At 65.5% G+C, this 23,007-nt stretch carries 18 protein-coding genes; 6 read left to right on the top strand and 12 right to left on the bottom strand.

Annotated elements, in window-relative coordinates; translation table 11 throughout:
* Positions 1 to 45: 45 nt before the first annotated feature.
* The 3 genes from NP825_RS19360 to NP825_RS19350 all read left to right on the top strand — a co-directional run bounded on the left by NP825_RS19360 (position 46) and on the right by NP825_RS19350 (position 2,384).
* Positions 46 to 1,083, top strand: coding sequence for a hypothetical protein (locus NP825_RS19360; RefSeq protein WP_257546706.1), 1,038 nt, complete (start codon positions 46 to 48; stop codon positions 1,081 to 1,083).
* 29 nt (positions 1,084 to 1,112) lie between these two features.
* A complete protein-coding gene (locus NP825_RS19355) occupies positions 1,113 to 1,649 on the top strand; it encodes a DUF4189 domain-containing protein (RefSeq protein WP_257546703.1) in 537 nt (178 codons plus the stop codon).
* Positions 1,650 to 1,931: 282 nt separating this feature from the next.
* Complete coding sequence (locus NP825_RS19350) at positions 1,932 to 2,384, top strand: hypothetical protein (RefSeq protein ID WP_257546701.1); 453 nt, start codon at positions 1,932 to 1,934, stop codon at positions 2,382 to 2,384.
* Positions 2,385 to 2,824: 440 nt separating this feature from the next.
* Here the strand turns inward: NP825_RS19350 and NP825_RS19345 are convergent, their stop codons facing one another.
* The 5 genes from NP825_RS19345 to NP825_RS19325 all read right to left on the bottom strand — a co-directional run bounded on the left by NP825_RS19345 (position 2,825) and on the right by NP825_RS19325 (position 9,625).
* Positions 2,825 to 4,015 (bottom strand): IS91 family transposase, encoded by a 1,191-nt coding sequence (locus tag NP825_RS19345; RefSeq protein ID WP_257546699.1) that lies wholly within the window; start codon positions 4,013 to 4,015, stop codon positions 2,825 to 2,827.
* 5 nt (positions 4,016 to 4,020) lie between these two features.
* Complete coding sequence (locus NP825_RS19340; protein WP_257546696.1) at positions 4,021 to 4,929, bottom strand: site-specific integrase; 909 nt, start codon at positions 4,927 to 4,929, stop codon at positions 4,021 to 4,023.
* A 180-nt stretch (positions 4,930 to 5,109) separates the two neighbouring features.
* Complete coding sequence (locus tag NP825_RS19335; protein ID WP_257546694.1) at positions 5,110 to 6,588, bottom strand: AMP-binding protein; 1,479 nt, start codon at positions 6,586 to 6,588, stop codon at positions 5,110 to 5,112.
* Positions 6,588 to 8,003 carry an amidase gene (locus NP825_RS19330; RefSeq protein WP_257546692.1) on the bottom strand — a complete coding sequence of 472 codons (1,416 nt, stop codon included), beginning with the start codon at positions 8,001 to 8,003 and terminating at the stop codon, positions 6,588 to 6,590. Before NP825_RS19330 ends, NP825_RS19335 begins: the two co-directional genes overlap by 1 nt.
* Positions 8,000 to 9,625 carry an MFS transporter gene (locus tag NP825_RS19325; protein ID WP_257546690.1) on the bottom strand — a complete coding sequence of 542 codons (1,626 nt, stop codon included), beginning with the start codon at positions 9,623 to 9,625 and terminating at the stop codon, positions 8,000 to 8,002. Before NP825_RS19325 ends, NP825_RS19330 begins: the two co-directional genes overlap by 4 nt.
* Here NP825_RS19325 and NP825_RS19320 point away from each other — a divergent pair.
* The 3 genes from NP825_RS19320 (at position 9,578) to NP825_RS19310 (ending at position 13,534) form a co-directional block, all read left to right on the top strand.
* Complete coding sequence (locus NP825_RS19320) at positions 9,578 to 10,450, top strand: alpha/beta hydrolase (RefSeq protein ID WP_257546688.1); 873 nt, start codon at positions 9,578 to 9,580, stop codon at positions 10,448 to 10,450. The two genes, NP825_RS19325 and NP825_RS19320, sit on opposite strands and share 48 nt — an antisense overlap.
* A 33-nt stretch (positions 10,451 to 10,483) precedes the next feature.
* On the top strand, positions 10,484 to 12,793 hold the full coding sequence (locus tag NP825_RS19315) for a TonB-dependent receptor (RefSeq protein ID WP_257546685.1): 2,310 nt from the start codon (positions 10,484 to 10,486) through the stop codon (positions 12,791 to 12,793).
* A 114-nt stretch (positions 12,794 to 12,907) separates the two neighbouring features.
* The gene (locus NP825_RS19310; RefSeq protein WP_257546683.1) at positions 12,908 to 13,534 is read left to right on the top strand and encodes a TetR/AcrR family transcriptional regulator; all 627 of its coding nucleotides are present in this window, start codon (positions 12,908 to 12,910) and stop codon (positions 13,532 to 13,534) included.
* A 381-nt stretch (positions 13,535 to 13,915) separates the two neighbouring features.
* Here the strand turns inward: NP825_RS19310 and NP825_RS19305 are convergent, their stop codons facing one another.
* The 7 genes from NP825_RS19305 to NP825_RS19275 are packed head-to-tail and all read right to left on the bottom strand — an operon-like array spanning position 13,916 to position 23,006.
* Complete coding sequence (locus tag NP825_RS19305) at positions 13,916 to 14,383, bottom strand: hypothetical protein (protein WP_257546681.1); 468 nt, start codon at positions 14,381 to 14,383, stop codon at positions 13,916 to 13,918.
* Entirely contained in the window at positions 14,383 to 15,612 is a 1,230-nt protein-coding gene (locus tag NP825_RS19300) for a molybdopterin molybdotransferase MoeA (protein ID WP_257546679.1), read from the bottom strand. The genes NP825_RS19305 and NP825_RS19300 overlap by 1 nt, the downstream gene beginning before the upstream one ends.
* Positions 15,605 to 16,390 (bottom strand): uroporphyrinogen-III C-methyltransferase, encoded by a 786-nt coding sequence (cobA, locus tag NP825_RS19295; RefSeq protein ID WP_257546677.1) that lies wholly within the window; start codon positions 16,388 to 16,390, stop codon positions 15,605 to 15,607. Before cobA ends, NP825_RS19300 begins: the two co-directional genes overlap by 8 nt.
* On the bottom strand, positions 16,380 to 18,977 hold the full coding sequence (locus tag NP825_RS19290) for a nitrate reductase (RefSeq protein WP_257546675.1): 2,598 nt from the start codon (positions 18,975 to 18,977) through the stop codon (positions 16,380 to 16,382). The genes cobA and NP825_RS19290 overlap by 11 nt, the downstream gene beginning before the upstream one ends.
* Positions 18,977 to 19,318: a nitrite reductase small subunit NirD gene (nirD, locus tag NP825_RS19285; RefSeq protein ID WP_257546672.1), complete on the bottom strand. Its 342-nt coding sequence runs from the start codon at positions 19,316 to 19,318 to the stop codon at positions 18,977 to 18,979. The genes NP825_RS19290 and nirD overlap by 1 nt, the downstream gene beginning before the upstream one ends.
* A complete protein-coding gene (nirB, locus tag NP825_RS19280; RefSeq protein WP_257546670.1) occupies positions 19,315 to 21,792 on the bottom strand; it encodes a nitrite reductase large subunit NirB in 2,478 nt (825 codons plus the stop codon). Before nirB ends, nirD begins: the two co-directional genes overlap by 4 nt.
* A complete protein-coding gene (locus NP825_RS19275) occupies positions 21,792 to 23,006 on the bottom strand; it encodes an alginate export family protein (RefSeq protein ID WP_257546668.1) in 1,215 nt (404 codons plus the stop codon). The genes nirB and NP825_RS19275 overlap by 1 nt, the downstream gene beginning before the upstream one ends.
* Between the last annotated feature and the right edge of the window lies 1 nt (position 23,007).

The following is a 23,007-nucleotide window of genomic DNA, read 5'->3' as shown; positions in this document are numbered from 1 at the left end:
AGTTTCGAAATGAGGATATTCGGTGTGGCGCTGGCATGCGCCTCCATGGCGGCCGCATCGCCGGCGGTGGCGAGCGAATGGTGGCTCGTGTTTCTCGGCGGCGAAAAGCCCGGACGGCTCGTCGTCACGGTCGACGAGGATTTTCTCGATCCGGTGCCCTTCGCTGACAACACGTACAAGCTCGAGACCTTCGCGCTGATGGAGCATCCGAAATCGCCCGAATGGGTGACGTCGAACGTGATCGTCGATTGCACGCGCGGCACCCTCGAGGAAAAGCTGATCCAGGTGTCGCCGCGCGACGATTTCGTCCAGCGGATGCCCGACCAGCCGGCACGCGCGCCGAAGGACGCGGTCGAAAGCAAACTCGTCGAATTCGGCTGCGAGATGGGCCCCAAGACCCCGGCCGAACGGGCCGCGATGCGCGAGCTCAATCTGACCGAACGCGGGCTGTTCTTCATGGGTCCGATGACGCTCGGCGGCATCACCGACTTCACCTGGAAGAATTTCTGGGAAGACGGCACGCGCCCCGTCGTCGCGAGCAAACGGTCGCAAGAAGAGGCCGACGCCAAGATGGCCGAACTCGCGGCCCGTCGGAAAAAGGCGCTCGACGAAGCCAATGCGATCGCCGGCACGGTTATCGCCGCTGACAAACGTGACGCCGAACGCACGCGCGAGCTGATGAATCTGACCGAGGCGAATGGCGCGATCGCCAATGCGCGGAAAAAGCGCGAGGTGGTGGAAGTCCGTGACAGCCTTGAACCATGGATCGGACATCGCGAGGCCGAACTGGTGCGAAGCTGGGGCACGCCCACCAGCTTCGAGGACAAGGCAGGCCGGCGGATCCTTCACTATTACAAAACAGGCGTCGTTCTGGGACCCGATCCGTCGCAGGGATGCGGCGCGGGCAACATGTCTGTGCCCGATCCCAATTCGAGGAGCGGGGGGATGATGTGCGTGGGGGGCGGGCCGGCGCGATCCGAGACGGCCGTTGAGTGTACCGCCAGCTTCGAAGTCCGCGACGATATGATCATCGACTATGTCACGCGCGGGAATTGTGCGGCGGTGCTGGGAAAACCGGATTGAAGGCAGACACCTGCCAAGGAGGAGGAATCATGAAGATGTTTGCAACGTCCAGAATGCGATCCATTGCGGCCGCCGTCGTTGCCGGGGTTCTATACCTCGTGCCGGGGACAGCTTCTGCCTGTCCGCCGGGTTTCGAGCCCAATGCCGCCGGCACGCCCGGGCAGGAGTGTATTCCGTCAACCGGGCAGCGGGGAGGCGATGGCGGCGATTACTCCCAATCCGGGCCCGTCTGGGAAACCCGCTGGGGCGCCTTCGCCTATGACTTTGCGACCGCCATCGTCGGGCAGGGCAGCAAGATGCCGAGCAAGGGAAAGGCGAAGAAGGCGGCGATCGCCGCGTGCCAGTCGAACGGCGGGAAGGACTGCAAGGTCGAGTTTACCTATTACAATCACTGCGCGGCGATGACGGAAGGGAAGACCGCGACGGGGCTGTACACCCGCTATTACAGGTCGGAGAACCGGCTGGACGATGCGATCGCGGGCGCGCTGAAGGGGTGCGCCGATCAGGGCGGGTCGGAGTGCCAAGTGATCCATACCGATTGCAGCAGGCCGCAGCGAGTTCGGTAAGATAGAGGCTGAGCGGCGGTTCGCAGGCAGCGTTAAGGTTCCGATCCAAAAATAGCGGGCTTTCGACTAGCGCCTGGGCCAGCTGCAGGCTTCCGCTTCTTGATTTCCGAAACCATGAGCGACTGGCCGCAATCGGCCATGCCGGATGCGATGTGATGACGGTCACTGAACCTGCGGTCGAGACCGTTCATTGCCGCGGGGAAAGCAAATCTGTGGCATGGCTTGCTGGCATTCCACAGGAATCTGCATCCCGTCGCCGGTCGAGGCAAAGGAGTTGTCCCGATGATCTGGAATTTCGCGTCCCTGGTTGCCATCGCTCTTTCAGGCCTTGCCGATCCGCAAGACCCGGCTACTTCTGCCGAAACACCGGACCGGATTTCCTATGCGGGGACTGGCAATGGCTGGACCGGCGAGCGCACCGAATGGTGGATCGATCGTTCAGGGCGTGGTTCCTACCGCACGACCGTCGACCACAAGGCGAGCGGCAAGTTCGACGCGGGGCCGCAGGGCTTCGAACGCATCCGGGCGATATTGCAGCCGCTTGAGGGCGTGCGTGAATTGCCTTGCGATGGGGCGGTCACCGACCAGGGGGCGGGTGTGCTCAACTGGCGACGAGCCGGAGGAGAAACAGCTTTACGCTTCGATTTCGGCTGCAATTTCAGGCAGCCCGACGCCGCTCGCGAGCGACTTGGCGAGGCGAGCGAACAGGTGCAGCTATGGGCACGATCGAAATGACCGGCGGTTCATTGTACTAGCGGTTTTGACGGGCACAATCTGGCTTTCTCTTCCGGGCATCGTCGCAGTTTGGCTTTCCACTGCCTCGCAAAACAATGTCCGCTTATCTCGACGCGAAGCCGAAAGCTGTCAGGCCGAAATCGTTGAGAGTTTCGGACGCCGCCAGGCGTCGGAAAGTCTTCGATGCCCGAACCGCGGTGGTCATGGTGTGAGCTATGGGGAAAGCTGTTTTGCGGAGATCGTGGGGTAGCTAGGTGCTGCCGAAAAGCGGACGTGCGCGATAGCGGACCGTCTGCATATGGGTCGCAAAAGCGGACGCCGAAAAGCGGGCGGACCGATTTTGGTGGTGCGACGTCTGCTTTTGGGCAGCCCCGTCGCGAGCGGGTCCGCTTCCAGGCGCGGGTCTGCCCTGGACGAGGAAGGCGACGGGCCGTGCCGGGTCACGGCGCCGGTGTCCCGGGTGCGAGGGATGGCGGTGGCGGCGCGCGGGACTGGTAGCGGCGCTCGAAGACCTCAATGATGATCATGGTACCGCCGCAGCACGGGCAGGTCGGTCGGGGCTCTGCATCGTCGGCGGGCTCGTCGGTCGGTGGGGGTGCGACATCGAGCAGGCGGCGGGCGCGTTCGAGATGATCCTTGCGGTGTGCGCTGGCGAGGAGGCCATAGTGGCGGATGCGGTGGAACCCGCGCGGCAGGGCGTGGAGGAGGAAGCGGCGGATGAACTCGTCGGCGCCGAGCGTCATGACCTGCTGCCGTCCAGCGCCGGCCTTGCGGTAATCCTTGTAGCGGAAGGTGACGCCTTCCTCATCGAACCGGAGGAGCCGACTGTTCGATATGGCGACCCGGTGGGTGTAGCGCGCGAGATAAGCGAGCACGGCCTCGGGACCAGCGAACGGCGGCTTGGCATATACGACCCAGCGCTTCTTCCTGACGGGAGAGAGGTGCCGCAGGAAAGCACGTCGTTCGCCAAGATGAGTGAGGCTGCCAAAGAAGGCGAGCTTGCCGGCATCGTGCAGCGCGCGAAGGCGGGTTAGGAACAAGCGTCGGAACAGGGCACCAAGGACGCGGACCGGGAGCAGGAAGGCTGGGCGTGCGGATATCCAGCGCGTTCCATCGCGGGAGATGCCGCCGCCGGGCACGATCATGTGGATGTGCGGATGATGGGTGAGCGCCGAGCCCCAGGTGTGGAGGACGGCGGTGATGCCGATCCGGGCACCGAGGTGCTTCGGGTCGGCGGCGATGGTCAGCATCGTATCGGCCGCGGCCTTGAACAGCAGGTCATAGAGGGGCGCCTTATTGTGGAAGGCGATCGCGGCAACCTCGGCAGGCAGGGTGAACACGACGTGGAAATAGCCGACTGGGAGCAGATCGGCCTCGCGCGCCTCGAGCCAACTGCGCGCCGCAGCGCCCTGGCACCTGGGGCAGTGCCGGTTGCGGCAGCTGTTATAGGCGATCCGCCAGTGCCCGCAGTCGGTGCAGGCCTCGACATGCCCGCCGAGCGCGGCGGTGCGGCAATGTTCGATCGCCGACATGATCTTGAGCTGGTGCAGGCTCAGATGCCCGGCATGGGCGGCGCGGTAGGTTGGCCCGGCAGCGCGGAAGATGTCGGCGACCTCGAGTGAGGCGCGCATCGACCTCAGCCGTCGGGCGCTTCCTCGCTGGGCGATGCGAGCGCGAGCCTGTCGAGCGGGCTGACGATCGAGCGAACGGTCCTCGTCGCAACCTGGGTGTAGAAGGCGGTGGTGTTTAGCTTGGCATGGCCGAGCAGCGCCTGGATGACGCGGATATCGACACCGTCCTCGAGCAAGTGGGTGGCGAAGCTGTGGCGCAGCGTATGCGGTCCGACGCGCTTGTCGATGTCTGCTGCTTCAGCGGCTTCGACGACGACACGGTAGAGCTGGCGGGTGCTGATCGGCGCCGCTGTGCTCTGTCCGGGAAAGAGCCAGCCGTCGGGGACGAGGATGCCCTGTTGCCGCCCGGCGCGCCACCAGTCGCGCAGTAGCAGGAGCAGCCCTTCGGGCAGCATGGCATTGCGGTATCGCCCGCCTTTACCGTGCTCGATCCGGAGCAGCATCCGCTTGCTGTCGATATCGCTGACCTTGAGCGCCGACACCTCGGCGACGCGCAAGCCCGCGCCGTAAGCGACCGACAGCGCCGCCTGGTGCTTCAAGGAGCGCGTGGCATCGAGCAGGCGCTTCACCTCGGCCATGGTGAGGACGACCGGGATCTTGCGTACCTGCCTGGTGCGGACCAGCTTGCGCGCGAGGTCGGGGCGGTCGAGCGTGTGCGTGAAGAAGAACCTCAGCGCGCCGACGATGCTGTTCATGGTCGGCGCCGGGACGCCGGCTTGTTGCTGCTCGATCTGGAACTGCCGGATATCCTCGGCGCTTGCGGTGTGCGGCGAGCGCCCGAGCCAGGTCGCGAACCTCCCAACGTCGCGCAGATAGTTACGCTGCGTCTCCTTCGAGAAGCGGCGCATGGTCATATCGTCGATCAGGCGCTGGCGCAGCGGGCTGATCGGGCCAATCTGGATAAGTTCATTCATCGTTCGACTCCTCAGGTGAAGGAGCCGAAAGGGTCTGCCTGCGGCAGCCCACGTTCAATCAGGCGATGCGCTCGAAGGGCTGCTTTACATCGAGGCTAGCGCCAATCCGCGCAGCGGTTCGTGCATCGGCCATACTGCGCCGCTTATCGACGCCCAATGTGCGGCTTCGTTGGTCTTTGATTATTGCTGGAACGGCTTTCGAGCTGTTATCCAGGCAAGCCTTTCATCACGCAAAGCACTGCGTCGCACCTTGCCGGCATCGTCGCGCAGCGGGGTCTCCACCACTTCATAGCTTTCGGGCCGCTTATAGGGCGCGAGCCGCTCCGCGACAAAGGCAGACACATCCGCGATTTCGAGTGTCACGCCGGGCCGGGCTTCGAGAATTGCGTGGACGCGGTGACCAAATTCTTCGCACGGCAGGCCGATGACGACGGCGCTCACAACCGCGGGATGTTCGTCGAGCGCCGCCTCGACCTCGGCGGGGTAGATGTTGGCGCCGCCGCGGATGATCATGTCGGTGCGCCGATCGGCGAGAAACAAATAATCATCGACGTCGACATAGCCCATATCGCCAAGCGACATCCGCCCCGCATCGTCGAGGCGGGGTGCGGCGCCAATATAGTGAAAGCCTTCGGCGGATGCGGCGGGAAAGAAAATCTCGCCGATCTTGCCGGGCGGGCAAAGTTCGCCGTCAGCGTTCCGGATGGTGATCGTGTCGGGCGCAACACGGCCGACCGACCCCGGCTTGCGCAGCCATTCGGTTCCCGTAATCATGGTGCCTGGAGTTTCGGTCCCGGCATAACCTTCGAGGATGCGCTCGCCGCCGAGCCAGTCGATCCAGGCATGCTTGAGCCAAACCGGACAGGCGGCTGCCATATGAACGACGCACGTCAGCGACGACAGATCATAGGCCTTTCGGATCTCCGGCGCGAGCGACCAGATGCGGTGCATCATCGTTGGGACCAAAAAGCACCATTCAACCCGCTCGCGTTCGACGATCTGCAGCCATTTTTCGGGATCGAACCGCGCCATCCCGACCACCTGGCTTCCCGCGACGAGCGCGAGGTTCGAGAAGAGAAAGGGCGCGTTGTGATAGAGGGGACCCGGATTGAGGAGCGTGCCGCCGCGCGGCATGCTGACGAAATCGATCAGCTGGTCGATCTTGGCCGAGAGGCTGGGTGGTCCATGATCGACGATCAGCTTCGGCCGCCCGGTCGAGCCCCCACTGGCGACGGCCTTCCAGCTGGATGCGGGGGCACGCAAAATCGAGGCCGTTTCCGGCGGTAGGGGAGAATCGGCGGCAATTATTCTGCGCTCGATCCGGGGAAGTCGCGGCGATCCGATGATGACGCGCGGCGCGGCCAGTTCGACGATTGCGGAAAGCTCATGCGCAGGTAACCGAGAGGGAAGGATACAGGGCGTTGCGCCAGCCTTCCATGCGCCGAACGTCCATTCGTGATGCGCGGTACCGTTGGCAAGGACGATCGCGACCATATCGTCGCGGACGACGCCCGCTTCCAGCAATTGCGCGGCTCGACCGTCCGAGCGCGCGTCAAGTTCACGCCATGTCAGGCTGTCCTCGTCATACCGTACGGCGACCGCATCCGACGTCGCCGCGGCATGGCGTTTCAAGACGGCGCCGAAGCTCTCGCCTGTCATCACTGACCGACCCAGACCGGCGGGGTATGTCGCCACCATGCGACGGCATTCTCGAGTTGATACGCGAGCGCGAGCAGAAGCGCTTCGCCGCCGGGCCGGATTGCGAACTGGACGCCGACCGGCAAGCCGTTGTCGCTGAAACCCATCGGCAGGCTGATCGACGGCGAGCCGGCGAAATTGTCGATCCAGCAATAGCCGGCATAGTCGAGCAGATGATCGCGCTGGTCGAGCCACGCCGTGTGGGGCCCGAAGACGCCGACGCGGACGGTTTCAGTGCTGAAGGTGGGTGTCATCCAGATATCGATGTCGTCCAGCAGCGCTAGATAGGATGCGGCATTCTGCTCCATCAGGGCCCATGCCGCATCATATTGCTTGTCTGAAATCCGGTTTCCCTGTTCCACGATCGTCCTTGAGCGATATTCGAGATCGTCGGGCGTGATGGCAACGCCGAGCTGTTCGGCGATCGGCTCCAGTCGCCGCGCAAATCTGCCTTCGGCCAAATCGCGTAGCGCGGAGATGGCGGCGGGGGCGTCGAACGGCAACCGGCCATCGCTGACGCCATGGCCAAGCCGTCCGAGCAAATCGATCGTGTCCGAAAAGACCCGGGCGACGCTCGCGTCCGGCTCCGCGGCGGTGCGCATTACCTCGCTATAGGCGTGAATGCGAAGCTTGCTATCGACCGGCGCGGTTACGAGCGGCACCGGCGCGAAGGCCGCGTCGGGCGCGCGCGTCTGGGTTGCCTCGAGCCAAGCCGCGGTGTCGCGCACGGTGCGGCTGACGCAGCCATCGACGTTCAGATCGGCGATCGAGCGCATCGCCTCGTCGCCGATATTGCGTCCGCGCGACGGCTTGAGACCGACGAGGCCGCACGGCGCGGCGCCATGGCGGATCGACCCCAGCCCGTCGCTGGCATGCGCGATGGGAACCACTCCAGCTGCCACGGCCGCCGATCCGCCGCCCGAAGAACCGCCGGGTGTATGATCCAGGTTCCAGGGATTGCGGGTCACGCCCACCAACGGCGATTCGGTTACCACGTTGAGTCCGAGTTCGGGCATCGCCGAACGGGCGATCGAAATTAGACCCGCGTCATTTATCGCGCGGGCATAGGGTCCGTCTTCGGCGGGAACGAAATCGCGGAGCACGGCGGCACCGAAGCTCGATGGTACGCCTTTTTCCAGAATGGAATCCTTGATCAGGGTCGGGAGACCGGCAAGCGGTCCCGGGCGCGGCGCGGCCGCCTGCGTACGCGCGCGGTCGAAACAGGGCCATGCGATGAAATTGAGCTGCGGATTGACGGCCTCGGCGCGTTCGATCGCGCGTTCGATCAGCGCGGCCGGCGTCGTACGCCCGGCCTCGATCGCTTCGCGCATGCTGGTCATATCGTCCGGACGGTCGAGTGTGGCGGGGATTGTCATGCTTTCTCTCCTGGAAACTGGGAATGCACGGCGCGGACCGTGGCGGCATAGGGGCGGTGGGCGAGCGACATCAGGACGGCGGCAGCGATCAGTGAGGGTATGCTGGCGATCGAAATCGAATAAAGCATGCCTCGCGGGCCGGACATCAGACCCGAAATCATGCCGACTGCAAGCGGTGAAACCGCGAGTGCCAACGCATTCACGATGCCGAGCAGGGTCAGGACGCGCGCCCGCAGGGAAGCGGGCGCGAGGTCTTGAAATATGCCCGGCATAAGCGCCGAGCCCGCGACGCCCATCGCGCCCTGCAGCGCGGCGACCGTATAGGCCTGGAAGGTCGAGGTGACGAAGGGCAGACACATGGCCGGCAACGGCGTCAGCCAGAGAAAGAAGCTGGTCGCCCTGATCGGCGTGAGCCCGCCGCCGCGCTGCCCGAATTTGAGCGTGATGCCCGGAAGGAACACGCCGATCAGCGTCGCGGCGGTTATCGCTATACCAAGCCCGACGCCGACGGTCGCCGGATTGATACCGAAGGCGCGCGGCAATGCGATGGGAAACCAGATGAGGGCCGAGGTCATCGCCACGGCCATGGCAAATATCGATCCGCAGACGCAGGCAAGCGTGCACCAGTGCGTTTGCGCATAAGACAGAAAGTCCTGCGCCTTGTCCGCGTCGCCGGTTTCCGCCGCACGGACGGCGGCCGCGCGTCTGGCAAGCGGCATCGTTGCAACGAGTAAGAAGAAGAGCGGACTGGGCAGGGCGATTACCACCATAGCGATGCGCCATGAGTCGACTCCCGCAAGCCAGTGAGGCAAACTGCCGGCCGACGCGGCCAGCCATTCGAGCAGCGCCCCGCCAAGCGCCATGCCGATCCCGGCGCCGAACAGCGACCCGCCGTAAAAGATCAGATTGGCCGTGTTGCGCCTCTGTTCAGGGAACAGGTCGGGGATCATCGCATAGATGATCGGCACCAGCCCGGCTTCGCCGATCGCGATGCCGATCGTTCCCGCGAACAGGCCGCCGAAGCTGTCCTGAAATGCGAACAGGAAGGTCGCGAGCGACCAGATGGCCACTCCGATCGCGAGCAGCAGGCGGCGTCCGTACCGATCGGCGAGCCAGCCCATCGGATAGCTCGCGATACATGCGAAGACCGCCATGCCAAGTCCCTGCAGCATTCCGATCTGCAGGTCGGAGAAGCCGAGCGAGGCCTGGAGCGCGGGCGCGATCAGGCTGAGCATCTGCCGGACGACAAAGCCGAAGAAACTCGTCATCAGGAGAACGACCAGCCCATACCAGGTCAGGGCGCTGGCTTTGCTCGCGCCATGCTTGGCAATGCACCCGCTTGCCGCGAACGCAATCGAGGGTGGAGAAGGCCTTTCTAAGGTCAAGGCTGTCCGCCCGTCATGTCCATTCTCCCAAGGCTTGTCCCGAACGGCGTATACCGACTTCCGATCGCATACAACAAATAAGTTGACTTTAATGTAAGTGAGTAGGATGAGTCGTGCGTCAAAAGTTGGCCGTCTCGGGAAGGGTCGGCGCGCAGGTCCATAGAGGCCGTTTGGGATGGAGTAACTCGAATGCAATTTTCCGTTCGCGCCTCGCTCGAGCAATTCACCCTTGCGCATCCTATCCGCGAGGGACTGCTCCAGATCAGCGTCGCGGCCCCGGCGGTCGAAGCGCTCGACGCCGCCGTTCCAGTGCTTTACGTTGTCGATGGCGATATCCTGTTCGGCTTGGCAGCAGAGATCGCGCGGGCGGTTTCGACGGTCGAGGGCTTTCCCGCTTACTATGTCGTCGGCGTCGGCTATGACGCGGCGTTCGCTGATGTGATGAGGCTGCGGACCGCGGATCTCGCGCCACCGATCAGCGCCGAGTCGCTCGAAGGCCTTGGTATGTTCGGCACGGCGATCGGCGGCGAAAACAGCGGCGGTGCGGACGCGTTCCTGGCCTTTCTGGTGGAGACGCTGCGGCCCGAAATCGCAGCGCGCTATCCGCAGACGGCCGGCGGCGCGCCGATCCTCTTCGGTCATTCACTCGGCGGGCTTTTTGCCGCCAACGCACTGTTGACCCGTCCCGAAAGCTTCGCGTCGTTCATCGTCAGCAGCCCGTCGCTCTGGTGGGACGATTTTTCGATCCTTCAAAAGCTCCCAGCGTTCAAGGAGCGGCTCGCGGCGCTGCCGCAGCAGCCGCGCGTATTCGTCGATGTCGGGGCCAAGGAGCAGGACATGCCGACGAGCGTACCCGAAGGGAGGGGTCTGACGTTGGAGGAGGCGCAGGCGCAGGTGAGTGCCGCGCGTATGGTCGATGGCGCCAGGGATTTCGCCAACGCGCTGCGCGGCGCGGGGCTCCTCAATCTCCGCCATGTCGCCTTTGCTGAGGATGATCATGTCTCGGCCGCGCCGACCGCCATTCTCCACGGCATGCGCTTCGCGCTGGGCCGCGCTGGCTGAGCGTCCGCAAATCAGAAAGATTGGGAGGGATTTATGCGAAATCTGCACAAAGGGCTGACCGGAACCGCTCTGGCCATAGTCCTGACATCCCCCGCTGCGGGCTGGGCGCAATCGGCGGAAGGCGGCGCGCCGCAGGACACCGCACAGGCAGCGCCTGACGAAATCGTCGTGACCGCGCAGAAGCGGGAGCAGCGGTTAATCGACGTTCCGTCCGCGGTCACGGCCGTCGGCGGTGAAAACTTGACGCAGCGCAATCTGACGCGAATCGAGCAGTTCGCCGCGTTCACGCCGGGGATATCCTTCAGCGACGGGGCGGCTGGCCCGCAACTGACCGTTCGCGGACTCAACGCCAGCGGCCAGGGCGCAACGACCGCGATTCTCGTGGACGATGTGCCGCTCACCTCTTCATCCTCCTATCAGCAAAGCACGACGCCCAATTTCGACACCTATGATCTCGAACGGATCGAGGTACTGCGCGGACCCCAGGGAACGCTATATGGCGCCTCGGCCCTCGGCGGGCTGGTGAAATATGTGACGAAGGCGCCGAACCTTTCCCGCGTCGAGGGCTCGGCGCAGCTGGAACTCAACCATGTCGACGAAGGTGAAACGGCAGGTAGCGTCCGCGCGGCGCTGAACGTGCCGATTCTCCCGGACCGCGTCGCGATCCGCGTCTCGGGTCTCTACGAACGTCTGCCGGGCTATATCGACAATCCCCTGGGCGATGAGCGGAACGTGAACAGCGGCGAACGCTACGGCGTCCGCGGCGCGTTGCTGTGGCAGGCCACCCCCGATTTCAGCGTCCGGCTCGGCGGTATCTGGCAGCGCGACGATCGCGATGCGCCCGCCAGTATCGACGTGGTCGGTGCCGCGCTCACGCCGGCCGATCCGCCGGCGAACGCCGCGTCGATTGCCCATGGGGGCGAGCTTCAGCGCAATCTGCGTCTGGGCGAACCAATCAAGCGCAAATCGCAGGTGTATAGCGCGACCCTGAACTACGATGCCGGGTTCGCGACGATCACCAGCATTACCAGCTTGGCGAAGATGAACTTCGAGCGCCGAAAGGTCTTCACTTACTATAATGCGGCGCCGGGCGTGACCTTTGGGGACGTTCTGGCCGGGGCGTACGGGCAGCCGGTCGACGTCCGGAGCGACGATTTCACCACGGTACGCCGTATCAACCAGGAAATCCGCATAGCATCCGCGCCCGGCTCGGGGGCGATCGATTATCTCGCCGGCCTTTTCTATACGGATGAAAAAAGTTCGCTTACGCAGCTCTTCGACGTGACCAGCGTTGCGACGCCGCCGGAGATTCTGACCCTCCCGGTTCCGGGCGGCGGCCTATATGTTCCCGCCCGCTATCGCGAGATGGCCGGTTTCGCGCAGCTGACCTGGCATCCGCTTTCCAATGTCGATGTCACAGGCGGCGCCCGCTACGCCCGTAACCGGCAAAGGTCGCAGACCACGCGTTTGGCCGGGTTCATTTCGAACTCCTTCGTCGACGTCATCGACCCGCCGTCGAAAACCAAAGAGGAAAAGGTTACCTGGTCGGGTGCGATCAGCTGGCATCCGGCCGAGCGTGTGACGCTCTATGCGCGTGTAGCGACGGGCTATCGGCCGGGCGGTCCCAATCTCGTGCCGACGACGACCCCACCCCCTGGTTACCGGACCAGCTACGGCCCCGACACGACGGTGAACTACGAATTGGGCGCGAAGGGCGAATTGTTCGATCGCCGCCTGAGTTTTGACATCTCGGCGTTCACCGTCGACTGGACCGATATACAGATACCGACATCGGTGGTCGACCCCGACACGGGCGTTCCCAACAATTTCACCGATAATGGCGGCAAGGCCCGCAGCCGCGGCGTCGAATACGCGCTTCGGCTGGCAGCTTCACCGCAATTCTCCCTCTTCGCCAACGGCGCCTATACCGACGCCGAGCTGCGGGCGGCCGTCCCGGGGATCGGTGGCGCCAAGGGCGACCGCTTGCCTTATGTGCCGACATTCACCAACACGCTCGGCTTCGACTATCGTGCGCCGGTCGGCGGCGACGCGACGATGTTCCTCGGGGCGGACTGGACCTATGTCGGATCGCGCAATTCGGATTTCGTCGTCGGAGGCTTGGCTGCCCCCCAGAGCGGCCATCAAAGGCTTCCGAGCTACAACACCGTGAACCTGCGGGGCGGCGTCGACTTTGGCCAGCATCGACTCGACCTGTATGTGACCAATGTAGGGAACGCGCGCGGGCTCTATTATTACCTCAGCGGAGACGGCGCCGGGGCGACAGGCAACGGCATCGTTCAGCAGCCGCGCACCTTCGGCATTCGCTTCAGTTCGAACTTCTGATGGAATTAGGGTCGCGGGCTGCTCGCGGTCCGTGCCTTCATCCGGACCCAAATTTTGAACAGGTGCGAAATCTCGCTTATGAACGAGGCCAATGTCGTTACAGATAATTCCCGCATGACCAGCGTCGCCCAAAAACCGCGCCGAAGCCAAGCCGATCGCAGCGCGGCGACCCGTGCGAAGGTTATCGCGGCGGCGCGCGACGTCTTGTGCGCGCAGGGTTATTCAGGGGCCACGATGCATACGATCCGCGACGCGGCCGGAATGAGCCTCGGCGCGATCCAGCATCAATTCCCGACCAAGGCGAAGCTCATGGCGGCCGTCGCGGGCGAATTCTCGGCGTATCGGGTTCGCGTCTATCGCGAAGCCATTCGGCGCGGACGCACGCCGCGCGAGTCGATGGAAAATCTGATCGATGCGAACTTCGAGATGATCAGCCGGCCCGAGATGGCGGCGGTTCTCGAAATTCATCTCGCGCGCCGCAATGATCCGGACCTCGACCGCGAGGTTGGACCCAGCACCCGCCGCTTCGATCGTCGCGTCCGTTTGTGGGCCTATTCCATCCTGCACGCAGCGGGGATTGCCGAAAATGAAATAAATCTGAGCGTACAACTGCTCAACAATGCTGTCACCCGCGGGCTGACGGTGGAATACATCCGGAACCCGGACGCTGCGTCCATCGAGCGCGCAGTGCGGATTTGGAAGAATCAAATGCTCGATCTGATTTTTGGTGCCGGAGAATGACTTCGGCGGACGTCCTGCTGACGTCGTGCGGTCCATGCCAGGGACGGTTAGCGGCCGCGTGGGACATCATGATCACCTATCGACTGTCACCGCCATCGGTCGCGCCCCGTTCACCGGCACGCATATTGCCTCAAACGTCTGATTCCTGAGGCTTACGCCCCAAAGCGATCAGGCAGCTACCGGCCAGGCGCAGTCGCTCTCCGCCGCGCAACATTATGAATAGCTGGCGTTTTGGCGCTTTCATACAATCGAGAATCGCGGCGTCGCGCTAATTGCGCCGGGCGACCCAGAAGAACTCTTCCTCGAAAGGGGACGGAAATCTTCATCTTGCGCCCGCCGGTTTCATCCGGCGGGCGCTTTTTTTTGGCCGGAAGCGCGAACCTAGCGAGCGGTTCGCTCAATCAGCCTTCGTAGCAATTCCCAGAGGTCGTGCTGCTGCTCAATCGCTGAAAACTGCTGCTTCAGCTTGGCAAGCCTGACGAGAGAGTCGGTTTCGCCACGGCGGTCGCGAGGATCGATTTCGGTTCGAAAAGCGAGCTCGGTCACCAAGGATGTCACGAATGTCGCAGCGTCCGGCAAACCCATATCTTCGAAACCGGCGCGGGCGGCTGCCCAGCTGAGAACCTTGGCATTTGCGGGTGCATGATCTCTGGACGCGGGCGCCATGTAGGAGATCACCGCTGCGGTGTTCCAGATCTTGCTCTCCACCGTAGACAGAGTCTCTCCGCTGCCGTTTTCGATCTTTTGCCCAATTGCCGCGAGCGTCGATTTGAGGCTGGCAGGTTTCGCTAGCCTTGCCGGACGGTCCGGGGTTTCCCGTGTACGCAATCGGCCGAGCAGGAGGCCCATCAGCACAGCGGCAACACCGGTACGATTTCTCCTACATCCGCTGCGGGCGCATTGGCGGGGCGGCGGACGAGGCAATCGGCGACACCGAGCATCGCCTGTCCCGACGCATCCTGACGATCGCAGATCGCAGCGCCTTCGCAGGAAAATGACGCGCAGAGAAACGCCTCGCGCGGCCCATTTGGCGGGATCGGCCTCGTCGCGTGCCTGAGCTGCCAGGGCAGCGCGTCCGATACTGCTCCTCCGGACAGACCCGCGATCAGCGGGGCAAGGAACAGCGAGGCGACCGTAAAGGCCGCCGTCGGGTTTCCCGGGAGCCCGAGAACATGGGTCTGCCCCAATCGGCCATACCAGACAGGTTTGCCGGGTTTGATGGCGACATCGGCAAAAGCGACTTCCAGTCCGAGCGATGCCAAGGCCGACCGCCCGAAATCGCGGTCGCCGCGTGAGGCACCGCCAATGACGACGACCACGTCGGCGGCGGCTCTTTCCAGCGCGTCGGCAATCGCCCTCTCATCGTCGGGGAGCCTGAAGGCGGTGACGACGTCCGCACCCGCGGACACACACAAGTGCTCGATTGCGATGCTGAGACTGTCCGGGATCGCGTTCAGCATCCGCAATGCACATCCCGGCGCGAGGATTTCGTCGCCGGTCGCGACCAGCAGGATGCGCGGAGCACACCATACTTCGACCTCGGAGCGGTCTGCGGCAGCCGCCACGACCAGCCGGGCCGCCGTCATCCTCGTGCCCACCACGAGGAGTTCGTCGCCCGCGGAAAAATCGGAGCCGGCCTTCCGGACGTGCGGCTTGCCGAGCGGCGGAGCGTCCAGCACCACGAGATCGCCGCGATGCCGACAATGCTCGATCATTACAACGCGGTCGCTGCCGTGGGGCAGAGGCCCGCCCGTCATTACACGCCAGGTTTCTCCCGCCGAGATTGCGCCCGGCTCGGCGCCGCCCGCGTAGCTCGTGCCGCTCGACCGCAAGACTATGGTGCCGTTCTTCAGGTCGGCGTCGCGGACCGCATAGCCGTCCATGGCCGCGCAGTCGCGCCGCGGCGCGTCGATCCGGGCAAGCACCGGTGCAGCGAGATAGCGCCCGCCCGCGTCGTGCAAGGGGACGCTTTCCTTGCCGAGGGGGCGGGCATGCGCTGCCAGGATCGCCAGCGCGTTGTCGAAATCGATCGAGGCAGCGCAGGCGCCGGATGCCGGGATGGTTGCATGCTTACCCATGCATCTGTCGCGCGTGCGCTTCCGAAATCATGAGTGCGGGGGCACCTTGGTCGACAGCCTCGCCAACGAGGATCAGCGTCGGTGCGTCTGTTGCGAACGACCGGGTCGCGAGATCGAGCAGGTCGAGCCGCGTTGCCAGTCGGCGCTCGTCCGGGCCGCTGACGTGGCAAGCGATCATCACCGGGATGTCGCCGCGCATGCCGGCGCACATGAGCCCGCGCATGATTTCGCCCGCGGCGCCGCGCCCCATATAGAAGGCGAGGGTCGACCCGCCTTCGGCAAGCGATGACCAGTCGATGTCGAGTGCTGCGCCGCGCTTGCTATGTGCAGTGACGAACCGGACATCGCGGGCGACGCCGCGGAGCGTGAGAGAGATGCCGGCGGACGCCGCGGCGGCGCACGCGGTGGTGATGCCCGGGCAGATGCGGGCAATATGCCCGGCTTCGCGCAGGGCAGCGAGTTCCTCGGTCGAGCGGCCGAAGATCGAGGGGTCGCCGCCTTTCAGGCGCACAACGCGCTTGCCGGCTGCAGCAGCGTCGACCAGCATCGCGTCGATCGTGCGCTGGTCTTTCGAATGGCGGCCCGACCGTTTGCCGACGCTGACCATCTCGGTCTTGGCCGGGATCAGCGCGAGCACGCCATCGCCAACGAGCGCGTCGTAAAAGACGATGTCGGCGCGCTCGATCAACCGCACCGCCTTCATCGTGAGCAGGTCGGGATCGCCGGGGCCTGCACCGACGAGCCAGACGGTGCCGGGCGCGAAATCGTCAGGCTGCATTGCTGGTCTCCTCGGTCAGGATGCGCGCGAGCGCGGGGCGGCACGAGCCGCAGTTTGTGCCCGCGCCGAGCGCACCGCCGATGGCCGCGACATCGGCGAGCTTCTGGTCCCGGATCGCCGCGACGATGGTCTTGAGCCCGATGTCGAAGCAGACGCAGATGATCGGGCCGCGGTCGGCCTGCACCCCCGGCGCGCGCCCCGCGAGCAGGGTGGGGGCGACGTCGGGCGCCGCGAGCTGCGCGATCAGCCAGTCGCGCGGGGGCAGTTCGCCGGTCTCGGTGATGAACAGCGCGCCGGTGAGGCGGCCGTTCGCGACGATCGCGATGCGCTTGGTGCCGCGCGCGGCGTCCTGCGCCTCGATCCGCTCGCCCTTGGGGAGCAATGCCTCGATGCTCTTGAGGTCGCCATTGCCCGCGACTTCCCACATCACGCCCGACGGCACCGCGACGCGGGTCGCCCACAGGCAGCGCGGCGTTTCGGCGAGTTCGCGCGCGAGGAGCAGGAAGCCCCGCCACTTCGGCGTCACCGCTGCGATCGACGCTGGCGTACGCTTGAATCCCGGCTGGCCGGACACGGGGTCGACGAGCGGGCGCGGGAGCAGCCCGGTGCGCCCGCCGCTCGCGGTGCGGTCGGTCCAGTGGATCGGGACGAACAGCTCGCCGGGGCGCTGGCCGCTGTGGAAGGCGACGCGGTAGAGGCTGTTGCCCTGCGGCGTCGCGACGCGCGCGAGGCCGCCGTCGCGGAGGCCGAGGCGCGCGGCGTCGTCGGGGTGGACCTCGACCAGCGGCTCCTCGCGGTGGCGCGCGAGCTTGGGGGCGAGGCCGGTGCGCGTCATCGTGTGCCACTGGTCGCGATAGCGGCCCGTATTGAGCGTGAGCGGCCATTTGCCGAGCGGTTCGGGCAGCGGCTTTTGCGCGACGGGGACGAAGCGCGCGCGGCCATCTTCGGTGGAGAAGCGGCCGTCGGCGAAGGGGTGGTCGCCGCCCCAGCGGAACGGCTCCATCGCATCATAGGCGGCGGTTCCGCCCTGCGCGGCGCCGGGTAAGGCGAACAGGCGCACGCCGTCATTGTCGTAGGTCGACAGACGGCAGTGCTCGCGCCAGATGTCGGCGGGGCGGTCGTAGGCGAAAGCGGTCTTCCAGCCCATGCGCCGGCCGACCTCCTTGACGATCCACCAGTCGGGCATCGCTTCGCCGGGCAGCGCGAAGAGCGCGCGCTGGCGGCTGATCGTGCGGTCGCTGTTGGTGACGGTGCCGTCCTTTTCGCCCCACGCCGCGGCAGGCAGGCGGACATGCGCGAAGGCGCCGGTGTCGGTCTTTTCGATCATGTCGCTGACGACGACGAAGGGGCAGGCGGCGAGTGCTTCGCGCACCGCATTGCCGTCGGGCATCGACACGGCGGGGTTGGTCGCCATCACCCACAGCGCCTTGATCCTGCCTTCGCCGATGCCGCGGAAGAGGTCGACGGCTTTCAGGCCCGGCTTCTCCGCCATCTTTGGCGACGCCCAGAAACGCTGGACGCGGGCGCGGTTTTCGGGCGCGAAATCCATATGCGCCGCGAGCGTCGAGGCGAGCCCGCCGACCTCGCGGCCGCCCATCGCGTTGGGCTGGCCGGTGATCGAGAAGGGCGCTGCGCCGGGCTTGCCGATCCGTGCCGTCGCGAGATGGAGGTTGGTGATCGCGTTGACCTGGTCGGTGCCTGCGGTCGCCTGATTGATCCCTTGGCTGAAGAGGGTGACGGTGCGGGGGTTCGCCGCGAACAGCTCATAGAAATGCCTGAGGTCGGCGGCGGGGACGTCGCACAGGCGCGCCACCGACCACAGGTCATTCCCCTCTCCAAGCTGGCCCCAGAAATCCTGAGGTACCGCGACATGTGCGGCCAGATACTCCTCATCGACGACGCCCGCCTCGCGGCAATGCTGGAGCAGGCCGTTCATCAGCGCGACGTCGCTGCCTGGGCGGATCGGCAGATGCAGGTCGGCTTCTTCGGCGGTTTCGGTGCGGCGCGGGTCGATGACGACGAGCTTCGCTCCGGCCTCGCAGCGCGCGCGGATGCGCTGGTAGACGATCGGGTGGCACCAGGCGGTGTTCGACCCGACGAGGACGAACAGGTCGGCGGCGTCGAGATCGTCATAGGTGGCGGGGACGATGTCCTCGCCGAAGGCGCGGGTGTGGCCCGCGACCGCGCTCGACATGCAGAGGCGCGAATTGGTGTCGATGTTCGCGGTGCCGATGAAGCCCTTCATCAGCTTGTTCGCGACATAATAGTCCTCGGTGAGGAGTTGCCCCGACACATAGAAGGCGACACTACCAGGGCCATGGCGCGCGATCGTCTCCTTGAAGCGCTTGGCGACGAGGTCGAGCGCCTTGTCCCAGCTCGCGCGCTTGCTGCCGATCATCGGATGGAGCAGGCGGCCTTCGAGCCCGACGGTCTCGCCGAGATGCGTACCCTTCGAGCAGAGGCGGCCGCGGTTGGCGGGATGGTCGGGATCGCCGGCGATCTCGACGCTCCGCTCGCCCGTCACCGTCGCGCGGATGCCGCAGCCGACGCCGCAATAGGCGCAGGTGGTGCGGATCGCCTCTGTCATCAGGCGGCGGCCTTCAGCGTGCCCGCGCGGCAGATGAGGACGCGGCCGCCATCGATCTTGACCGGCACCGTGGGTGTGCAGCCCTTGTCCTCGCCCAGCGCCTCGCCGGTCGACAGGCTGATCCGCCAATTGTGGAGGGGGCAGGCGACGGCGCCGCCATGGACTATGCCCTGACTTAACCGTCCGTGTTTGTGCGGGCAGCGGTCGAGCAGCGCGAAGACCTTGCCCTCGGCGGTGCGGAAGAGTGCGATGTCGTCGCCGCCCTCGACCTGCACGGTGCGGCTGCCGCGCACGGGGATCTGGTCGACCCAGCCGATGTCGAGCCATTCAGCGGTGGTCATGCATATTCTCCCTGCGGGATGAAGCGCGCCATCGGCGCATGATGTTCGGCCTCGGCGCCCTCGGCGCGCTGCGCCCAGGGGTCGTCCTGCGAAAAGCTTTGCGAATAGAGGAAGCGCGCGCGCAGCGCCTCGCGGCCGGGTTCGTCGTCGACGATGCGCGCGACGATATGCGCGAGCCCGACGCGCTCGATCCATGGCGCGGTGCGTTCGAGGTAGCGCGCTTCCTCGCGGTAGAGCTGGATGAAGGCGGCGCAATAATCCATCGCCTCCTGCTCGGTCGCGACCTTGCAGAGGAGATCGGTGGCGCGGACGTGGATGCCGCCATTGCCGCCGACATGAAGTTCGTAGCCGCTGTCGACGCAGACGACACCGAAGTCCTTGATCGTCGCCTCGGCGCAGTTGCGCGGGCAGCCCGACACGGCGATCTTGAACTTGTGCGGCATCCAGCTGCCCCAGCTCATCCGCTCAAGCTTGACGCCGAGCCCGGTCGAATCCTGCGTGCCGAAGCGGCACCATTCGGACCCGACGCAGGTCTTCACCGTGCGCAGCGCCTTGCCATAGGCGTGGCCCGAAACCATGCCGGCGGCGCCCAAGTCGGCCCAGACCGCGGGCAGATCCTCCTTCTTGATGCCGAAGATGTCGAGCCGCTGGCCGCCGGTGACCTTGACCATCGGGGCGTTGTATTTTTCGACGACGTCGGCGATCGCGCGCAGCTCGGTCGGGTTGGTGAGGCCGCCCCACATGCGCGGGACGACCGAATAAGTGCCATCCTTCTGGATGTTCGCGTGGAGGCGCTCGTTGACGAAGCGGCTCTGCTGGTCGTCGACATAGTCGCCGGGCAGCGCGCAGAGCAGATAATAGTTGAGCGCAGGGCGGCACGAGGAGCAGCCGTCGGGGGTCGACCAGTGGAGCTTCTGCATCACTTCGGGGATCGAGCGCATCGCCTGCGCGACGATCTCGCGGCGGACGTCGTCGTGGCCGAAGCTGGTGCATTTGCACATCGTCTTGGGTCCCGACTGGACATCGTCGCCGAGCGTCAGCGCGAGCAGATTTTCGACGAGGCCCGTGCAGCTGCCGCAACTCGCCGACGCCTTGCAGGTGCCGCGCACCGCATCGAGGCTGTGCGCGCCCTTGGCGATGCACGAGACGACCTGGCCCTTGGTAACGCCGTTGCAGCCGCAGATTTCCGCATCGTCGGAAAGCGCCGCAACGGCCGCCTTAGGGTCCGCCGCGCCGCCTCCCGCGGCGAAGGCCTGGCCGAAGATCAGCAGGTCGCGAAGATCGGAGACGTCCTCCTGTTTCTTGAGCAGGTCGAAATACCAGCTGCCGTCGGCGGTATCGCCATAGAGCACCGCGCCGACGATGCGGTCGTCCTTGACGATGACGCGCTTGTAAACGCCGCGGCTGGCGTCGCGGAGGACAATGTCCTCGCAGCCGTCGCCGCCCGAGAAATCGCCCGCCGAGAACACATCGATCCCCGACACCTTGAGCTTGGTCGAGGTGACCGATCCGCGATAGCCGGTCGGCTGTTCGACGAGGCCGTCGGCGAGGCTGCGGCACATGTCCCACAGCGGCGCGACGAGGCCATAAACCTGTCCATCATGCTCGACGCATTCGCCTACCGCGAGCACCGCGGGGTCGCTGGTCACCATATGGTCATCGACCTGAATGCCGCGCCCCACGGCAAGGCCCGCGTCGCGGGCGAGAGCCACCGAGGGGCGGATGCCGACCGCCATGACCACGAGGCGGGCGGGGATCAGCGTGCCGTCCTTGAGCCTCACACCTTCGACCTTGCCGTCGCCGACGATCTCGGCGGTGTCGGCGCCGGTGAGGATCGTCTGCCCGCGCGCTTCGAGCGCATTTTTGAGCAGCCAGCCAGCGGCTTCGTCGAGCTGGCGCTCCATCAGGGTCGGCATCAAGTGGATGACGGTGACCTTCATCCCGCGCAAGGTGAGGCCGTGCGCGGCTTCCAGGCCGAGGAGGCCGCCGCCGATCACCACCGCATCGCCGCCCGTTTCAGCCGCGGCCAGCATCGTGTCGACATCGTCCATGTCGCGGAAGGCGATGACGCCGGGCAGATCCTTGCCCGGCACCGGGATGATGAAGGGGTCGGAACCCGTCGCGATCAGCAGCCGGTCATAGCTTTCGGACAGGCCGCCGCGCGTCGTCACGCTCTTCGCGTCGCGGTCGATCGCGACCACCGGATCGCCCGCGAGCAGCGCGATGCCGTTGTCGGCATACCAGCCGGCATCGTTGATGACGATATCGTCGAAGCGTTTCTCGCCCGCCAGCACGGGCGACAGCATGATGCGGTTGTAATTGACCCGCGGCTCGGCGCCGAAGATCGTGACGCGGTAGCGGCTCGGATCGCGCGCGAGCAGTTCCTCGACCGCGCGGCAGCCGGCCATGCCGTTGCCGATCACGACGAGATGCTCGCGCGTGTCGGCGTCTGGTTTGAGGGGGCGGTGTTCCATCAGAGCATCCAGTCCAGTTGCAGCCAGAATTTGTCGGTATCGGTGGCGAAACCGTCGGTTTCGTAATGGGCGTAGCGCGCCGAGGCGGTGACCTTGCCGAGCTTGGCGCTGGCGAGCAGGTCGATCTCGTCGCCATAGGAGCGCGAGGCGCGGTCGCTGCGATAGTCGTGGTACGCCGCCTGCAGCGTCACGGCCTTGAGCGGCCCCACCGCTTTCCAGCTCCAGCCCGCGCTCGCATAGAGATCGCGCACGCCGTCGGGCGGGGTGGTGAGGAATTTGTCGGCCCAGCCCTGGAATTTGAATCCGGTAGCGAGCGGGGTCTGGAAGCTGGTGAGGGCGGTTTCCCCATTTCTTCCTGACCCGGCGCCGAGTATCTCGTACCCGGCGCCGACCCGGGGGCCGCCAAGATCGACCGCGACATCGGCGAGCCAATAGTCGGCGGCATAGTCATTGGGGTTGCGGTGCCAGTCGGACTGGCGCGCATAGCTCAGCTGGTACGCGATCTTCGCCTTGCCGAGCGGCTGGCTGCCGTCGAGCCGCACGCCATAGCTTTGGTTCGACATACGAAAGCCCTGCATCGCGGCTTCGTCTTGGTCGATCAGATAGGCAAAGGCGGCCGCCTTGCCGATCGGCGTCGCGACGCCGACGTTGGCGAAGACATTGTCGCCCGACACCGCTTGTTGCCGTGCGCCGGCGCCGTCGATGCCCCAGATGGTGCGCACGTTCCACGCATAGGCGAGGTCGGCCTTCAGGCCCTTGATCGGCGTGATCTCGGCGCGAACCGCGTCGAAGCTCTGGCCGTTCTGGCGGAAGGGCACCGCGCCGACGAAGCGCTCGTCGTCGAGCGCGATCCGCTGGCGCCCCGCGGTGATCGCGAAGCTTGGCGCGGCATAGCGGAGCTGCACGCGGGCGAGGGCGATATTCTGGGGATCGGCGACGAGGGGCCGCGTCGCGGCGCCGTGGAGGCCGTCGAAATACCCATCGACGACCGCCAGATTGCCCTGGCCTTCGACGAGCGCCGACCAGCGCCCGGCCTTCGCCTCGACCCCGGCGCGGAGGCGCAGGGTCACGGCGTCGGCGTCGGCGGCGATGCCGTCCTGATCGACCTGTTCGTAGCGAAGCCGGGCTTCGCCGAGCGGCTTGAGGGTGACATGCTGGGCGTGCGCCACCCCGGCCGGCGCGAGCGCCAGCAAGATCACAAGGGTGCGGGTCATG

It is taken from the genome of Sphingopyxis sp. DBS4 (assembly GCF_024628865.1).
In the GTDB taxonomy this organism is placed as follows: Bacteria; Pseudomonadota; Alphaproteobacteria; order Sphingomonadales; family Sphingomonadaceae; genus Sphingopyxis.
Note: the sequence above shows the minus strand (reverse complement) of the source record. Positions and strands in the feature narration are given on the sequence as shown.

Excerpts from the sequence above, each read along its gene's own strand:
- NP825_RS19360 (WP_257546706.1), top strand. The coding sequence starts at position 46 with ATGGCGGCCGCATCGCCGGCGGTGGCGAGCGAATGGTGGCTCGTGTTT.
- NP825_RS19355 (WP_257546703.1), top strand. The coding sequence starts at position 1,113 with ATGAAGATGTTTGCAACGTCCAGAATGCGATCCATTGCGGCCGCCGTC.
- NP825_RS19350 (WP_257546701.1), top strand. The coding sequence starts at position 1,932 with ATGATCTGGAATTTCGCGTCCCTGGTTGCCATCGCTCTTTCAGGCCTT.
- NP825_RS19345 (WP_257546699.1), bottom strand. The coding sequence starts at position 4,015 with ATGCGCGCCTCACTCGAGGTCGCCGACATCTTCCGCGCTGCCGGGCCA.
- NP825_RS19340 (WP_257546696.1), bottom strand. The coding sequence starts at position 4,929 with ATGAATGAACTTATCCAGATTGGCCCGATCAGCCCGCTGCGCCAGCGC.
- NP825_RS19335 (WP_257546694.1), bottom strand. The coding sequence starts at position 6,588 with ATGACAGGCGAGAGCTTCGGCGCCGTCTTGAAACGCCATGCCGCGGCG.
- NP825_RS19330 (WP_257546692.1), bottom strand. The coding sequence starts at position 8,003 with ATGACAATCCCCGCCACACTCGACCGTCCGGACGATATGACCAGCATG.
- NP825_RS19320 (WP_257546688.1), top strand. The coding sequence starts at position 9,578 with ATGCAATTTTCCGTTCGCGCCTCGCTCGAGCAATTCACCCTTGCGCAT.
- NP825_RS19325 (WP_257546690.1), bottom strand. The coding sequence starts at position 9,625 with ATGCGCAAGGGTGAATTGCTCGAGCGAGGCGCGAACGGAAAATTGCAT.
- NP825_RS19315 (WP_257546685.1), top strand. The coding sequence starts at position 10,484 with ATGCGAAATCTGCACAAAGGGCTGACCGGAACCGCTCTGGCCATAGTC.
- NP825_RS19310 (WP_257546683.1), top strand. The coding sequence starts at position 12,908 with ATGACCAGCGTCGCCCAAAAACCGCGCCGAAGCCAAGCCGATCGCAGC.
- NP825_RS19305 (WP_257546681.1), bottom strand. The coding sequence starts at position 14,383 with ATGGGCCTCCTGCTCGGCCGATTGCGTACACGGGAAACCCCGGACCGT.
- NP825_RS19300 (WP_257546679.1), bottom strand. The coding sequence starts at position 15,612 with ATGGGTAAGCATGCAACCATCCCGGCATCCGGCGCCTGCGCTGCCTCG.
- cobA (WP_257546677.1), bottom strand. The coding sequence starts at position 16,390 with ATGCAGCCTGACGATTTCGCGCCCGGCACCGTCTGGCTCGTCGGTGCA.
- NP825_RS19290 (WP_257546675.1), bottom strand. The coding sequence starts at position 18,977 with ATGACAGAGGCGATCCGCACCACCTGCGCCTATTGCGGCGTCGGCTGC.
- nirD (WP_257546672.1), bottom strand. The coding sequence starts at position 19,318 with ATGACCACCGCTGAATGGCTCGACATCGGCTGGGTCGACCAGATCCCC.
- nirB (WP_257546670.1), bottom strand. The coding sequence starts at position 21,792 with ATGGAACACCGCCCCCTCAAACCAGACGCCGACACGCGCGAGCATCTC.
- NP825_RS19275 (WP_257546668.1), bottom strand. The coding sequence starts at position 23,006 with ATGACCCGCACCCTTGTGATCTTGCTGGCGCTCGCGCCGGCCGGGGTG.